The sequence below is a fragment of the Actinomadura roseirufa genome (assembly GCF_900659635.1).
Classification (GTDB): Bacteria; Actinomycetota; Actinomycetes; order Streptosporangiales; family Streptosporangiaceae; genus Spirillospora; species Spirillospora roseirufa.
In genome coordinates this window covers 35,949-50,618 of the sequence record NZ_CAACVB010000033.1, presented here as the reverse complement: position 1 = coordinate 50,618, position 14,670 = coordinate 35,949, and the positions used below count along the sequence as shown (strand labels likewise).

General features: G+C 68.6%; 16 protein-coding genes and 1 tRNA gene. 10 read left to right on the top strand and 7 right to left on the bottom strand.

The window, feature by feature from the left end:
* Positions 1-245 precede the first annotated feature (245 nt).
* Complete coding sequence (locus E1291_RS10475; protein ID WP_131737550.1) at positions 246-569, top strand: PspC domain-containing protein; 324 nt, start codon at positions 246-248, stop codon at positions 567-569.
* 8 nt (positions 570-577) lie between these two features.
* On the opposite strand, the gene E1291_RS10470 is transcribed toward E1291_RS10475, so the two are convergent.
* Together E1291_RS10470 and E1291_RS10465 are read right to left on the bottom strand one after the other, a co-directional pair.
* Positions 578-1,948 carry an MFS transporter gene (locus E1291_RS10470; RefSeq protein WP_131737549.1) on the bottom strand — a complete coding sequence of 457 codons (1,371 nt, stop codon included), beginning with the start codon at positions 1,946-1,948 and terminating at the stop codon, positions 578-580.
* A gap of 99 nt (positions 1,949-2,047) precedes the next feature.
* On the bottom strand, positions 2,048-2,398 hold the full coding sequence (locus tag E1291_RS10465; RefSeq protein ID WP_370770971.1) for a metallopeptidase family protein: 351 nt from the start codon (positions 2,396-2,398) through the stop codon (positions 2,048-2,050).
* Positions 2,399-2,417: 19 nt separating this feature from the next.
* Between E1291_RS10465 and E1291_RS10460 the strand changes: the two genes are divergently transcribed.
* The 5 genes from E1291_RS10460 (at position 2,418) to E1291_RS10440 (ending at position 7,052) form a co-directional block, all read left to right on the top strand.
* Entirely contained in the window at positions 2,418-4,037 is a 1,620-nt protein-coding gene (locus E1291_RS10460; RefSeq protein WP_242614063.1) for a metallophosphoesterase family protein, read from the top strand.
* A 72-nt stretch (positions 4,038-4,109) separates the two neighbouring features.
* Positions 4,110-4,185 (top strand) — tRNA-Glu (locus tag E1291_RS10455).
* Positions 4,186-4,525: 340 nt separating this feature from the next.
* Positions 4,526-4,747 (top strand): hypothetical protein, encoded by a 222-nt coding sequence (locus E1291_RS10450; protein WP_131737546.1) that lies wholly within the window; start codon positions 4,526-4,528, stop codon positions 4,745-4,747.
* A 118-nt stretch (positions 4,748-4,865) separates the two neighbouring features.
* The gene (locus tag E1291_RS10445; protein ID WP_242614062.1) at positions 4,866-6,275 is read left to right on the top strand and encodes an FAD-binding protein; all 1,410 of its coding nucleotides are present in this window, start codon (positions 4,866-4,868) and stop codon (positions 6,273-6,275) included.
* A gap of 396 nt (positions 6,276-6,671) precedes the next feature.
* Positions 6,672-7,052: a hypothetical protein gene (locus tag E1291_RS10440; protein ID WP_131737544.1), complete on the top strand. Its 381-nt coding sequence runs from the start codon at positions 6,672-6,674 to the stop codon at positions 7,050-7,052.
* On the opposite strand, the gene E1291_RS44560 is transcribed toward E1291_RS10440, so the two are convergent.
* Positions 7,053-7,178 carry a hypothetical protein gene (locus E1291_RS44560; RefSeq protein ID WP_278045244.1) on the bottom strand — a complete coding sequence of 42 codons (126 nt, stop codon included), beginning with the start codon at positions 7,176-7,178 and terminating at the stop codon, positions 7,053-7,055. It abuts the gene before it with no gap.
* A 285-nt stretch (positions 7,179-7,463) separates the two neighbouring features.
* Between E1291_RS44560 and E1291_RS10435 the strand changes: the two genes are divergently transcribed.
* A complete protein-coding gene (locus tag E1291_RS10435; protein ID WP_131737543.1) occupies positions 7,464-8,720 on the top strand; it encodes an MFS transporter in 1,257 nt (418 codons plus the stop codon).
* On the opposite strand, the gene E1291_RS10430 is transcribed toward E1291_RS10435, so the two are convergent.
* The 3 genes from E1291_RS10430 to E1291_RS10420 all read right to left on the bottom strand — a co-directional run bounded on the left by E1291_RS10430 (position 8,698) and on the right by E1291_RS10420 (position 10,766).
* Positions 8,698-9,168 carry a cupredoxin domain-containing protein gene (locus E1291_RS10430; RefSeq protein ID WP_131737542.1) on the bottom strand — a complete coding sequence of 157 codons (471 nt, stop codon included), beginning with the start codon at positions 9,166-9,168 and terminating at the stop codon, positions 8,698-8,700. The genes E1291_RS10435 and E1291_RS10430 overlap by 23 nt on opposite strands.
* Positions 9,165-9,725, bottom strand: coding sequence for a thioredoxin family protein (locus tag E1291_RS10425; RefSeq protein WP_165495054.1), 561 nt, complete (start codon positions 9,723-9,725; stop codon positions 9,165-9,167). Before E1291_RS10425 ends, E1291_RS10430 begins: the two co-directional genes overlap by 4 nt.
* Positions 9,726-10,112: 387 nt before the next feature.
* On the bottom strand, positions 10,113-10,766 hold the full coding sequence (locus E1291_RS10420; RefSeq protein ID WP_131737540.1) for a hypothetical protein: 654 nt from the start codon (positions 10,764-10,766) through the stop codon (positions 10,113-10,115).
* Between the two features lie 334 nt (positions 10,767-11,100).
* Between E1291_RS10420 and E1291_RS10415 the strand changes: the two genes are divergently transcribed.
* Both E1291_RS10415 and E1291_RS10410 read left to right on the top strand, forming a co-directional pair.
* Entirely contained in the window at positions 11,101-11,535 is a 435-nt protein-coding gene (locus E1291_RS10415) for a cupin domain-containing protein (RefSeq protein ID WP_131737539.1), read from the top strand.
* Between the two features lie 75 nt (positions 11,536-11,610).
* Positions 11,611-12,318 carry a VWA domain-containing protein gene (locus E1291_RS10410; RefSeq protein WP_131737538.1) on the top strand — a complete coding sequence of 236 codons (708 nt, stop codon included), beginning with the start codon at positions 11,611-11,613 and terminating at the stop codon, positions 12,316-12,318.
* A 13-nt stretch (positions 12,319-12,331) separates the two neighbouring features.
* Here the strand turns inward: E1291_RS10410 and E1291_RS10405 are convergent, their stop codons facing one another.
* Positions 12,332-13,873 carry an FAD-binding oxidoreductase gene (locus tag E1291_RS10405; protein ID WP_131737537.1) on the bottom strand — a complete coding sequence of 514 codons (1,542 nt, stop codon included), beginning with the start codon at positions 13,871-13,873 and terminating at the stop codon, positions 12,332-12,334.
* A gap of 230 nt (positions 13,874-14,103) precedes the next feature.
* On the opposite strand from E1291_RS10405, the gene E1291_RS10400 reads away from it, so the two are divergent.
* Positions 14,104-14,670 (top strand): peroxiredoxin, encoded by a 567-nt coding sequence (locus E1291_RS10400; RefSeq protein ID WP_131737536.1) that lies wholly within the window; start codon positions 14,104-14,106, stop codon positions 14,668-14,670.

The window sequence follows — 14,670 nt, the reverse complement described above, 5'->3', positions numbered from 1 at the left end:
ACCCCGCCGGCCGCCCAGCCGCCCGCCGGGCCGCCGCCCGCCGACTACGCCGCCAACGGCTCCGCCGGACGCCCGCCGGGCCCCGTCACGCCGTGGGAGGCCCCGCCGCCGCACGAGCCGTACTCCTGAGGACCGACCCCGGGGGCGGTAGCACGGTCACCCTGCCCGGGGCAAGGGTCGAACTCAGGGACATATCGGGACCAATCCGGATGTCATAGTCCGCTGAGGCTGGGCATCATCGGAGCATGGACATGGAGAAGAACACCACGACCTCCCGGCACCAGCTGCGCCGCACCCGCGAGGGCCGCATGATCGCCGGGGTCTGCTCGGGCGCCTCGCGGTTCCTCGGCGTGGACGCCAACATCATCCGGCTCGCGCTGGCCGTCTTCACGGTCTTCGGCGGCGCCGGCATCGCGCTCTACGCGATCGCCTGGCTGCTGATCCCCGAGGAGGACGCGCCCTCGTCGATCGCCGAGGACCTGGTCAAGCGGGCGGGCGACTCCCCGGCCGTCCAGGACGCCATGAAGAAGACCAAGGACGCGGTCGGCAAGTCCCGCACCCGCGTCTGACCGGTGGGTCAGGGAGCGGGGGCCGAACGGCGGATGCCGCTGCGGCCGTCGGGGGGCCGGGACGCGGAGGCGGGCCCGCCCACCGGGCCCTCGCGCGCGCCCGCGGCGAGCGGCCCCGGACGCTCGTACAGGCCCGCGATCACACCGCCGCGGATCTGGTTCCAGCCGAGCGCCAGCATGGTGGCCGCCGACACGCCGAGCACCCCGCCCAGCGCCACCACCGTCTCGGGGCCGAACGCCTGGGCGGCGGCCCCGGCGGCGAGGATGCCGAGGCCCTGACCGGCCAGGATGCCCGACTGCGCCAGCCCGAACGCCTGCCCCCGCCCGGCCGCGGGCACCGCCGCGACGAACGCCGCGTTCGCCGCGAGCTGGTAGGCGCCGCCCGCGCCGGCCAGCGCCCACAGCAGCACGACCCCCCACAGCGGCGGGCGGGCCGCCGCGACGATCAGCGGGGCGCACGCCAGCACCGCCATCCAGCCCATCGCCCGCAGCCGGTTCGCCGGTCGGACGAACCGGCTGAACAGGAACGCTCCCACCACCATCCCCATCGGCATGGCCGACATCAGCAGCCCGACCGTGACCGCGCCGCCGCCGAACGTCGCCGCGTACGGCGCCGCCAGCCCCTCGGGGACCACCGAGAACGCGCACAGCCACGCGAACAGCACCAGCGAGCGCAGCGTCGGGTCGCCGAACACCAGCCGCGCCCCGTCCCGCGTCCCGCCCCACAGGCCCGGCGCCGCCCGCTCCCTGTCCTTCGACGCCGGACGGGCCCGCAGCCCGCCGAGCAGGATCAGCGCCGACGCGCCGAACGTCACCGCGTCCAGGCCGAGCGCCTCGTACGTCCCGACCACCGCGACGACCGCGCCGCCCGCCAGGAACCCGAACATCTGCGTGGCCTGGTGGGTCATGTTGTTGATCGCCGACCCCGCCACGTACCGGTCGCCCTCCAGCACGTCCGGCAGCAGGGCCGCCCGCGCGGCGGTGAACGGCGCCCCCAGCAGCACGGTGACGAACAGCAGGGCGCACAGCGCCCAGAACGGCAGCGGCGTCAGCGCCATGGCCGCCACCAGGCCCGCCCGCAGGACGTCGCAGACCACCATCACGGTGCGGCGCGGGCACAGGTCGGCCAGCCCCGACAGCACCGGCCCGCCGACGATCGGCGGCAGGTACGTCAGCGCGTACGTCACCGCCGTCAGCAGCGCCGAGCTGGTGTGCTCGTAGACCAGGACGGCCAGCGCGACCTGCGCGAGCTGGTCGCCCACGAACGACAGGGCCTGCGCCAGCCACAGGGCACGGAACTCCCCCACCGCGAAGACCTCGCGATACGTCGCCTGCTCATCCGGCGGACGCCGGTGCCGGCCCGTCTGCCTTCCCGCCACGCACGCTCCCTGGGTTGGGCGTCCCACCCATTAACTCACGCTGCGTGGCAGTTGTGTGACCTACAGTGCCCAATTGGTGAAACCCTTTTGCGGTACGGGTCAGTATCCGAGCTCGTGCAGGCGGTCGTCGTCGATTCCGAAGTGGTGCGCGATCTCGTGCACCACCGTGATCCGCACCTCCGCCACCACCTCGTCCGGGCTGTCGCAGATCCGCAGGATCTCGTTGCGGTAGATCGAAATGTGATCGGGCAGGACACCGCCGTACCAGTCACCGCGCTCGGTGAGGGGTACGCCCTGATAAAGACCGAGCAGACCGCGCTCGGGCGCGTCGTCCTCGACGACGATGACGACGTTGCGCATGCGCGCGGTCAGCTCGGACGGGATGCTGTCGAGGGCCTCGCCGACCAGGTCCTCGAACGCCTCCCGCGACATATCGATCACACGCCCCATTCTGCTCGAAGGAGACCCAGTGCCGCGGACGAAGGTCCGGACCCTCCTGTCCAACGCCCGCACCCGCGTCCGGCCGGCGCTGTCGCCCGCCCGGCGCGTCCTCGCCAAGGTCGGCGCCAGAGTGGGCTCCGCCGCGCGCGGCCGCGCCGCGCGGCTCGTCCTCGTCGTCCTGGCGGGCCTCGCCGGCGGCTACGCGGGGCTCCTCCTCGGCGGGCACGCCACCACCGCCGTCGGCCCCACCGACGTCCAGTTCGCGCTGCACCCGTCCGTGGACGGCGGCACCCAGCTCCGCCTGCCCCCGCTCGGCGCCCTCGACCTCGACACCCACTGGGGACCCGTCGCGATCGAGGCCCGCGTCACCAGCCTCCGCCCGGAGGAGGCCCGCAAGCTGATCGAGAACGACGCGGAACTGGACCGTGTCACCGACCAGATCGCGGGCCAGATCCGGCACGGCGTCACCCTCCTGGTCCTGCGCGCCGTCGGCCTCTGCCTCGCACTGGCGTTCCTCACCTCGCTGATCCTGTTCCGCTCCTGGCGCCGCGCCCTGATCGGCCTGGGCGCCTCGGTGGCGGGACTGCTGACCATCACCGTCCTCGCCTGGCTGACGTTCAACCCCCAGTCCGTCGCCGAGCCCCGCTACACCGGCCTGCTCGCCAACGCCCCCCAGGTCGTCGGCGACGCCCGCAGCGTCGCCGCCCGCTTCTCCGCCTACCGCGCCCAGCTCGCCCACCTCGTCGGCAACGTCTCCAAGCTCTACAGCGCGGCCTCCACCCTCCCGACCTACGAACCCGACCCGTCCACCATCCGCGTCGTGGACGTCTCCGACATCCACATCAACCCCGCCGCTTGGGACGTGATCGGCTCCGTCAGCACCCAGTTCAAGGCCAACATGATCATCGACAGCGGCGACCTGATGGACCACGGCAGCAAGCCCGAGGACAAGTTCGCCGACTCGATCTCCGACCTGAAGGTCCCCTACGTCTACGTCCGCGGCAACCACGACTCCAAGGGCTCCCAGAAGGCCGTGGCCCGGCAGAAGAACGCGATCGTCCTCGACAACACGACCCGCGCCGTCGGCGGCCTGCGCATCTACGGCGTGGGCGACCCCCGCTTCACCCCCGACAAGAGCACCCGCGACGACTTCGTCGGCGCTGACCAACTCCACGCCGAGGGCGCCTCCCTCGCCGCCAAGCTGCGCGCCGCTGGCGGCGAGATGCCCGACATCATCGTCACCCACGACCCGAGCGAGGCCGAGGCGTTCACCGGCCTCGCCCCGCTCATTCTCGCCGGCCACACCCACAGCCGCTCGACCAAGCTCCTGCCCACCGGCAGCCGCCTGTTCGTCCAGGGCTCCACGGGCGGCGCGGGCCTGCGCGGCCTCGAAAAGGAACAGCCCACCCCGATCGAACTGTCCGTCCTCTACTTCGACCGCAACTCCCATCGCCTCCAGGGCTGGGACGATCTCCGCCTGGGCGGCCTCGGCCTCACCTCCGCCCAGATCGAACGCCACCTGGAACCCGACCCGAACCGCGCCGTGAAGCCCCCGGCCCCCACCCCCGCCCCGCCCCCCACGTCCCCGTTCCCCTCGCAGTGGCCCTCCACCAGCGCGTCCCCCTCCCGCACCCCGGAGCGCCGCTAACCGTTTATGCGCCCGCCCCGGATGTCCCCTACACTTGACCTGATCGGGCAGCGGCCCAGCCGCCGCCCAAGGGCCCCCTTCGTCTAGCGGCCTAGGACGCCGCCCTTTCAAGGCGGTAGCGCCGGTTCGAATCCGGTAGGGGGTACCAGACAGACCGCCGCGCGATCCGGTGGCGCCTTGGGCGTGCTGGATCTGCTGATCACCTCGAACCCGCCGGCCAAGGCGGGCTCATGCGGCTCCGTCCGCGCCACTTGCGCACCCGAAGCGGCCGTCGCACTGTCCGCCGAGGCGCCGGCTTCGGGGCACTACAGCGAGGCGCCCGAGAGCGGCTTGGCGGCCTCCGTAAGCGCCCTTGGCGGCGTTGCGGTAGTTGAGGAATTGCTCCGAATGCTCATGTCAAGGCGTTGTTGATATTACCAAATCGCCCTGTTATGGCCGCCTTGAGCGCTCTTGTGACCCACTGGTACCGGACGTTTGGATCAGAGGGGGTGATCTTTGCGGTGCGGACCGGACGGCAGAGGCTGACGACCACAAGCGACGACCATCACCTGGTCGTCCACGGCAGTTCGCTGTTCCTGGGAAAGGTGAACGCCAACCGGGAACTGTCGGTTCGCAATCACCCCGGCGTCCAGATCATGCACATCATCCAAGGTCAGGTCGTGGTCGCGTGCGACCTACGGGTCCACGGGACCGTCCACGCGGACGCCTGATGGCCAAAGTGCCGCCAGGTGCCCTCGGCGATTATCGACGCGAGTTGACCCCGCTGCGAAAGGATCCGGAATGACGTGGCATCCGTGGAGACGGACTTTCCTCACGGCGGGGGTGGAGGTGGTCGGCTTCGACCCGTCCACGCGCACGTGGGTCACCGGCGCCGCCCGGTCTCAAGGGATGGTCGACCTGCCGACGCTGAAGGGCAAGGTGGTGACCGATCCCGCCTCGCGCGGCGAGGCGGCCGACGACTTCGGGCACCTGGTCCATCACATCCCCAGGGCCGTGCTGGAGCCCGGCGCCGATTCGGACGTCATGAAGATGATGGCGTACTGCAGGACGCACGGCGTGCGGGTGGCCGCGCGCGGCCAGGGACACGCCACCTTCGGTCAGGGCCAGGTCGAGGACGGCCTGATCATCGACATGGCCCCGCTCAACACGGTCGAGGTGCGAAAGGACACGGCCGTCGTGGGGGCGGGCGCACTCTGGAGCAGCGTGGCGCAGGCTACCCTGGCCCACAATCTGACCCCCGCGGTCTTCACCGACTACCTGGAGCTCTCAGTCGGCGGCACGCTCTCAGTGGGCGGTATCGGCGGCCAGACCCACCGCCACGGAGCCCAGGTGGACGGCGTCGTGGAGTTGGAGGTCGTCACGGGCGAGGGCAGCCTGAGGAGGTGTTCTGCGGATTCGCGCCGCGACCTCTTCGACGCGGTGCTGGCCGGCAGGGGACAGTGCGGCATCATCACCAAGGCCACCGTGCGCCTGCTGCCCGCTCCCGCGACGGTCCGCCACTACCTGCTCTCCTATCCGAGCGTCGCCGCGTTGACCGCCGACCAGCGGCGCGTGGTCAACGACGGCCGCTTCGCCTACGTGGAGGGAGAGCTCGCCCTACCGACCGAGTCCACCGGCTGGAGTTACCAGCTTGAAGCGGTCGCCTTCTTCGACGGAACGACCCCACCCGACGACGCCAGACTTCTCGACGGACTGGGCGACCAGGTCAGCGACCGGCAGATCCAGGACATGTCCTATTTCGACTTCCTCGACCGGCTCGCCGCGGGCGTCGCCTATCTGAAATTAACGGGCGAGTGGTACCGCCCTCACCCTTGGTGGAACATGTTCCTTCCCGCGAGCCGCACCGACGCCTTCGTGGAGGCCACCATCAAGGACCTGACCGAGACGCAGGTCGGAGCCAGCGGCGTGATCCTGCTCTATCCCTTTCCCCGCGCCCGCCTACAGCGGCCCTTGCTACGCGTACCTGACGAGGAGACGGTCTTCCTCTTCACGCTGCTCAGAACCGCCTCGGACGGGGCCGAGAGCCCGCAGGACATGGTGGAGGCCAACCGTTCCCTCTACCTGCGCGCCCAGGCCGTCGGGGGTTACCAGTACCCCGTCGGTTCCATACCCACCACGCCTGAGGAGTGGCGCACTCACTACGGCCCCGCGTGGGCCGCCTTCGCGGCGGCCCGTGAACGCTACGATCCCGACGCAATCCTCACTCCTGGACAAGGTGTCTTCCCTCCTGGACCGTGAAGCGCGCTCTGTAACTCGCTGACCATCCGGGAAAGCGGATGCCTTGCCGGTTGAGGCGGGTCCCGATCATTTCTGCATGTGCGCGGACGGCCTTGGGGGCGGGCGGCGGGTTCTCGCGGCCGTCGCTCGGTCAGGTGTTGGCGTCGGCGAGGCGCGGCTTGGGGAACCCTTGCGCGGGCCCGCCGGCGCGGTCGGACGCGCCGGCTTTGCCTCGCCGCGGTTCTGCCCGTGCGAGCGGGGGTCGAACTGTCCTGCCGGGCACGGCAGGGAGGCCCGCACGGCAGCGGAGGGGGCCGCACTCTCCGCCTATCATTACTCTGTGTAGCTTCTCAAAATCCAAGAGTGATTGACAGTGTCGGTGCCACCACACTCGATCACCGGGAAAGAGGAACAGCCATGAGTAAGAGACCGGCCGCAACCAGAGGCGCCGTCCTGGCTGCGGTGGGCGCCGCCACAGTGGCGCTGGTGGCGGCGTCCCCTGTCACGGCCGCAACTTCGGCGCGGGCGGCGATCGGGGACCTGCGGCAGGCACCCGCCTACACCTGCGACCGAGTCGACCGCGCGGGCGATGGTCCCGTGGCGCCCTACACCGGCTCGGGGAGGTGCCGGGCATCGGCCGGCCTCCCCGAGCACGGCCCCCTCTTCGACGAGTTCGACATCCTCGACCGGCGCGACGGCGGCCACCCGGTCCACTGCACCACCGGCAGCGGGTTCTCCGGATACGCCGACCTCCCCGACACCGTCGAGGGAAACTACTGCGCCCCCATCAACCACTGATCAGGCCCCCATCCCGATCGCCCCGGCCCGCCTCAGCGGTAAGCCGTGCCGGGCCACCCTGCCGCCGCGCGCGATCAGCCGGTTCTGGTCGCGCGCCGCGTCCGCGACGAGGACGTCTTCCAGCACTCGTTCTAATTCGACTGGACGGCTGGAGCGAATGCGCTGAGGCCACCTCCCCCGACCTTGAGGGCGGCCATTATGGCTTCATTTCCGCACCCGAAACTCCCGGCCAAGAGCTGTGCCGCGAGCCGGACGTGAGTGTCATGCTACTGTAAATTTCCTTGACTTTGACAAGTCCGATCGGACGTCGAGCCGCCGCGACTCCGTTCTCATTTTTCTCAAAGGCAAGCATTGCACGGCAGCCAAGACATCCCTATAGGAGAAACGCAGCGAGAATGAAGGTCAGGTTCCATGCGGGAAGTCTTTCGCAACCGCAATGCCCTGCTTTATATCCTGGCCCAGTGCCTCTCCATCATCGGCAGCAGTTCGCTCTGGCTCGCGGTCGGCATCTGGGTGAGGGTCATCACCGGAAGCAACGCCCAGGCGGGCCTGGTCTTCTTCGCGTTCATGGCCGGCACCCTGATGGGCCCGCTGTGGGGTCATCTGATCGACCGAGTCCCGCGCCGTCCCATACTGGTCACCGCCAATCTCTTCAGCGCGGCGTACATTCTGGCTCTGCTCGCGGTCGGCGGCGAATCCGATCTGTGGCTCGTCTATGTCGTGCTGTTCGTCTACGGCTCGCTCAACAGCCTCTTCGACGCCGGCCAGACGGCGCTCATGCCGGCCTTCCTGCCGGACGACCAGTTGCCCGACGCCAACGCCCTGCTGCAGACCTGCCGTCTCGCCCTGCGCATGGTCACCCCGCTGATCGGAGCGGGCATGTTCTCCGCCTGGGGCGCCGAGTCGGTGGTCACTCTGGACTGCGCGACCTTCCTGATCGCCGCCACCGCCGTGCTGCTATTACGAATGGAGGAGCGGCCTCCCCGGCGCACCGGGCAGTCCTCCTGGAAAACAGAGGTCGCGACGGGATTCCGATACCTGATAGGACGGCCCGACCTCCGGCGAATGCTCATCGCGATCTCCGTCGCGATGGCCGTCTGGGGAATCTTCGAGTCGCTGCTGTTCGCCGTGATCGGCGACGGCCTGGACCGCTCGCCCACCTTCGTCGGCGTGCTCACGACCGTCCAGGGCCTCGGCTCGGTGCTGTCCGGCCCGGCCGCCGGACACGCGGTGAAGCGGCTCGGCGAGACGGTCACCACGGCACTCGCCCTCGGCGCCTTCGCCGTCGGGTGCGCCTTGCTCGTTCCGTCGTCCACGGTCGCCGTCCTGGCCGGGGTGCTCCTCGTCGGATTCGGCCTGCCGTGGGTAATGGTCGGATTCACCACGCTGCTTCAGCGGCGGACGCCCAGTGAGCTTCTCGGCCGCACCTACGCGGCGTTCGACGTCCTGACGAACACGCCGCAGATGCTGTCCGTCGCGTACGGCGCCGCGATGGTCGCCTATATCGACTATCGCCTCATCCTCCTCGCCATGACCGTGGTCTTCGCCGCGTCGGCCGTCTACCTCGCCGCGGGCGGCTCGGCGGCCGACCCCGACGACGACCCGCCCGCAGACCCGGCGGGCGCCCTGGACCGCCACGACCGCCTCACTGAAGGGCGACGCGGGTGACGTGATCGGTGACTGGAGCAAGGCAAGTGCCGCTGCTGCACGCGCCATATGACACGACGACGTCGGCCGCCCGGCCGGTCCGGCGGATCGGCAGCGATATCGTGACCGGCCCGTCCGGATAGACCGGTAGTTCGACGCCGAGGCTGGGCAGGGCGAGCGAGCGAACGGGCCTGTCCGCGGTGGCGATGCCAGTGGCGCGCAGACCCCCGCGCACGCCGATCCTGGTGGGCACGCCCAAGCCCTGGACGCCACCGGACGGCAGGTCGAGGCTGTAGATGTGAAAGCCCGGCCGGATCGGTCTGTAGATCGCCTTGAGCCGGGATTGCGACACGCTGATCGTGACCTCGACACCGCCGTCGGTGAAGCGGGCGGTCGCCGGCGACTCATGCTGGAAAGCACATCCCGCGAGCAGCAGCGAAGCGGCTCCACCCAGCGCCGCCCACCTCATTGCCAATGCTTCAGGAAGGCCGCCACCTGCGTGCCGCTCATCGACTGCGCGTTCGCGAACGAGCCGTCGTTGGTCGCGGTCCTCACTTTGCCGGTACTGGAGAGGACCACCAATGCCGGAATACCGCTCGCCCGCAGGTTGACTCCGTACTTGCGGACGACATTGAGGTTGCGGTCGAACCGGCCGACATCGACGGAGACGACGTGAAAACGGCCGATGACCGGCCGGACCTTCGCGGTCCGGAAGGTGCGCCCCAGGACGACGCAGTCCGGGCACCAGTCCGCACCGAAGTCGATCAGGACCGGACGCTTGTCGCCCCGCGCCTTGGCGAGCGCGGCCGCGATGTCGGCCTTGGGGTTGCGTTTCGGGTCGTAGCCGTCCGGCAACTTTTCGGACGCGGAAGTCCGCGCGGAGGTCGGTGCCTTCGAGGCCGGCCGCGTTGAGGGAGTATCGGACGCGGCTCCGGAGGCGGACGGGCCCGCCGTCGAGCCGTCATCGCCGCATGCGACGGCGGTCAACAGGACGATGGCGAGGGCGAAAAGCGGTTTAGTGGACATGGGGAGCTCCTGCACTGAACACGAGGGAGCCCCAAGAATAGCGATGTCGACCGGAGATCTCGCACGATCAGCTATGAACGCCTGCGACCCCGCCATTTAACGGAGACGGCCGAAGTTCGCCCGGGAAGCTCATGCAGCTCAACCCGCTGAACAAGACCGCAGAAGCGATGAAGCCCCCGGGCAACGCGCGAGAGGTCTTTCCGCTATCCGGAGTCGAGCATGTTCGCCCAGTAATCGGACCGTTCCCGCGGCACGGCGGCGCGGTCATCCAGGCGTGATGGCCTCCCCGGACGACGCGACCGCATACCGGCCGATGTGTTCCGGCTGCTCCGCCGACTCGGAGCACTTGTCGTCGAAGGCTCGGAGCGGTCAGGGGCGCAAGCCTCGTCAGGAAGGTGGCGGGCACTGGGCAGGGAGCGTGACCGTTCCGGGGGTGTGCGCGAAGGTGTTCATTGTCAGCCACTCGTCCAGCTCGGGGTCGTAGAGGTTCTGGACACCGAACTGAAGGACCTGCCAGAAAGTCGTCGGGTCATGTTGGTCCACGTAGACGTCGCCCAGCGCCACCGGAAATCGGAGATGATTGCCCGGAGGAAGTTGCGGTACGACGACACCGACCCTCCAATGGTTCACCTGGCGCTGTGGTTTGCGTTGCAGTATCTCTCGTCCAACGAACCTGGACGTGCTGAGTTTCTGGTTCAAGGTGTTCAGGTTGAAGCCTGGGATTCGCGAACATTCATGAGTGTCGAGGCCGGGCCATTTATACGTCAGGGTGTAGAGCGAGTTCCGGTAGATGAGGTTCGTGAACCAGATCGGGTAGCGCGGGCCCCCCGCGACCATCTGACTGTCACCGTCCCTTCCCGCCCAGGTGAACGGGACCGTGATGCCAAGGTCCCGGACGATGTACTTGCCGGTTCCGTCAAAGTTTCGCGGGAGGCGGGGCGGGCGTGGCGTAGGGACGTCGAGCCTTTTCACGGACGTGATGCCATTCGGCTCCGCTCTGTCTGTGGCGAGAGCCGGAGGGAGGGCCACAATGGCTAGCATTCCGGCCAATGCTCCCGAAGTGACCAGCCGACGGGTGCGCGTGCGATACATGGCTCTCCCCCGCTGCCGCGTCGCGCGCCGCCGCGGCGCTGCATCCGGACACAGCGATGCTCCTGCACCGTCCCCGAGATCGAAGAGAGCGAAAACCACAGGCGGGTCATGGTCTGTTCTGGCCTGAACGCGAAACGGACGGCGTTGTCGCAAGACCCCTGACTACGGGCCGGCGCAGGGAGCACCCATGCGGACGCTCAACGCACGGTTCCCTTCACCTTCTTGACAGTGATACTTGATCATGTCAACGTCGTCTCGCCGCACAAGCGACGAGAGGACGCCCATGAACGCGCTGAGGGCGCTGCCCGCGCTGGCCGGCGGCTGCGCGCTGATCCTGGCGGCTCTGCAGGGGACGGCGGCCGCGACGCCGTCGTCCGGGGTCACGGGCACGATCCTCGCGAAGCGGACGGTGAACGGGACGGACTACATCGTCCGCGAGCTGACGATCGCCCCCGGCGGCACCACCGGCTGGCATTTCCACGACGGCGCCGTCCGCGCGGTGGTGCGGCAGGGCACGCTCACGCACAACCTCGCCGACTGCTCCCTGGACGGTATCTACCGCGAGGGCGACGTCATCCGCGAACCCGCAGGCGCCGACCATGTGCACGTCGGACGCAACCTGGGCACCACACCGGTCGTCCTGGACGCTCTCTACGTCATTCCGCACGGAAGCCCCTTGGCGGAGGACGCCCCCAACCCGGGGTGCGATTTCCAGTAACTTTCGGCTACCCGTCCCAACGGGGAGCCGTCCAAGGCATGCTGGGCGTTTCCACTATGGCAGGAGCGCCCTTCAATGCCCATCAGCCTGGACAAGGTCCGATCCACCGCCCCCGGCCTTGTCGACCTCTACAAAAGGGCCAAGGTCAACCTCGACAAACGAGGAATCGGAGGCGAGCGCGCCGCGGTGTACCTGGTGCTCGACCGGTCCGGCTCGATGCGCCGCTACTACAAGGACGGCACCGTCCAGCACCTCGCCGAGCAGGCACTCGCCCTCGCCGCGCACCTGGACGACGACGGCGTCGTTCCCGTGGTGTTCTTCGACAAGGTCGCGCACCCACCCGTAGAGGTCGCCCTGTCCCGCTATCGCGGTCGCATCAATGAGGAGCACGAACGCCTCGGGCACATGGGCACCACGAACTATGCCGCCGCCATGCAGGCGGTCATCGACCACCATCGCGCCGCCGCGCCCGCCGTCCCGGCTTTCGTCATCTTCCAGACCGACGGGTCACCGGATTCCCGGACGGCCGCGGAGAAGCTCCTGTGCGCGTCGTCCACGCTCCCCATCTTCTGGCAGTTCATCGGCTTCGGCGACAACGAGTTCACGTTCCTCCACAAGCTCGACGACCTCCCCGTGCCCGGCAAGCGCGCGATCGACAACGCCGGGTTCTTCCCCGCCGGTCTCGACCCGAAGAGCATCTCCGATGACGACCTCTACGGCCACCTGATCGAGGAGTTCCCCAGTTGGCTCGCCACCGCCCGTACCTGCGGGATCGTCTCCTGAACCATTCTCTGGATCAGGACGTGGGGAACTCGATGGACTGGGCGCTGCGGAAGATGTCGTGCGGATCCCAGTGCTTCTTGATCTTCTGCAACGTGGGGTAGGCGTCCTTGTAGTAGAGCGTCGACCACCGCTGCTCCGAGCCGTTCCATGCCGGATCACCCAGGTCGACATCCGGATAGTTGATATAGCAGCCATCGGTGATGCCGGTGCCGACCGTGGGAACGCCACCTGTCTCGGAGAAGGTCGCCTTGTAGGTCTGACGGATCCAGTCGAGATACTCGCTCTCTTTAGGGTCGTTCCTCGTCCAGTAGGTCTGGTACTGCATCTTCAGAATGGAGTCGCGCTGGCGGGCCGCCGTGTCCCGCGGCGGCTTGTTGACCGCACCGCCGTAGGAGTCGATCTGGATGACCGATTCCTTGTTGGTGTAGTCGACGAACTTCTCGTTGCCCAGGTAGGCCCACATGGCGTCGATCTGGGCGTTGGAAAAGGGCTTGCGGATGTAGGCGGACTTGTACTTCCCGCACCGGTTCTCGCCGCTGCTGTCCAGAGCCTGCGTGGCCGTCAGCCACGGCATGACGCGGGGAATGGCCATCTGCGCGAGCGTCGGACGCTCTCCCATCGTGGACGACATCGTCGTGGCCGTGGCGGAAATGTCACCGTCGACGGCGGCCAGGAAATCGTCCATGGCCTGCTTGCCCTGCGGGTCGTCCACATCGACCTGGGCCAGCAGCCCGATCTGGCCGTTGCAGACATGGTTGAGCACGAGGATCCCGAAGAGCTTCCCGGCCGCCGTCATCGGATCCTGATGCTGCTGGAAGTAGGTACCGAACGCGGTGAGCAGCGTGGTGAAATCGCTTCGGGTGACGGTGTCCCAATCCCAGGCGAGCCCGGTGAGGAGGACGTACTTCGGCGGCTCCGGCGGGTCGCGGAACCAGAACCGGGTGACCACACCGAAGTTCCCGCCGCCGCCCCCGGTGTGCGCCCACCACAGATTCTTGACATCGTCGTCCGTGGAATCACGCGACGCCACGACCAGCTCGACGGACTTGTCGGGCCTCACCACCGCCACCTCCACCGCGTAGAGGTAGTCGACGGTCAGCCCGAACTGGCGCGACAGGAGACCGTACCCGCCGCCGGGTATGTGACCGCCGAGCCCCACCGAATAGCAGGAACCGCCCGGCAGCGCCCGCCCGCTGAGCGGATATAGGTGACTGTAGGTGTGCCAGTTCGAGGCACCGGCCTCGACACAGTAGGCGTCCATCTTCTCGTCGTAGGAGATCCCGCACATCGGGCTCATGTCGAGAATGACGCGGACGTCCGTCCCGCAGACGAAGTTCTCATAGCAGTGCCCACCGGAACGGACGGTGATCCGCGTGCGCGACGGGTCCTTCGGCTTCTCCTGCACCGCCTTGGCCAGCGCCTCCCGCACGTCCTGCGGTGTCCTCACCATCCGCACGTACTCGGGTTCGGCGAGCCAGCGCTGGTTGAAGCCGCGGCTCAGCGCGGGATAGCGCTTGTCGTCGGGCAGGATCGTGGTCGTCAGCCGGGACGTCATGGGCGCGCCACCTCCACGGGACTCTCGGGGGGGTTCGACTACTCTCAGATGCCCTTCGAACACTCTCCGAAAACAGGGGTATCGCGCGGCTTGACCTTCCCCACGGGGGCAGATTTAGGGTCACCGCAGGTAGGAGCCGCACCGACGACGCGACATGAAGATCAGTGAGATCGCACGGCACGCGGATCTGACCGCCGAGACAGGTCATCGCCGACCACCGAGGAGACCGCATGACAAGCCCGGAGCAACTTCCCGCCGGCCTGCCCGTGCCCGAGGACGACGGAGCGGCCGACCACCTGCCCGGCCGGACGATGCCTCCGGTCGCCCTGACCAGCACGTCCGGCGACACCGTCCGGCTCCACGAACTGGGTGCGGGACGCGCCGTCCTGTACCTCTATCCCCTCTCCGGCCGCCCGGACGTCGACATGCCGGACGGCTGGAACGCCATCCCGGGCGCGCGCGGATGCACCCCGGAGGCCTGCGGCTTCCGCGACCACTACAAGGACCTCGTCGACGCGGGCGCGTCCACGGTCTTCGGCCTCTCCAGCCAGGACCTCGACTACCAGCGGGAGCTCGTCGAGCGGCTCCGGCTGCCCTTCGCCATGCTCAGCGACACCGCGTTCCGCCTCGCCGAGGCGCTCGACCTCCCCACCTTCACCACGCACGGGCTGACCCTCTACAAGCGGCACACCCTCATCGTCCGGGACGGAGCGATCGAGCACGTCTTCTACCCGATCTTCCCGCCGGACGAGCACGCCCACCAGGTCCTCGGCTGGCTTAAAGATCACCCGGCATGA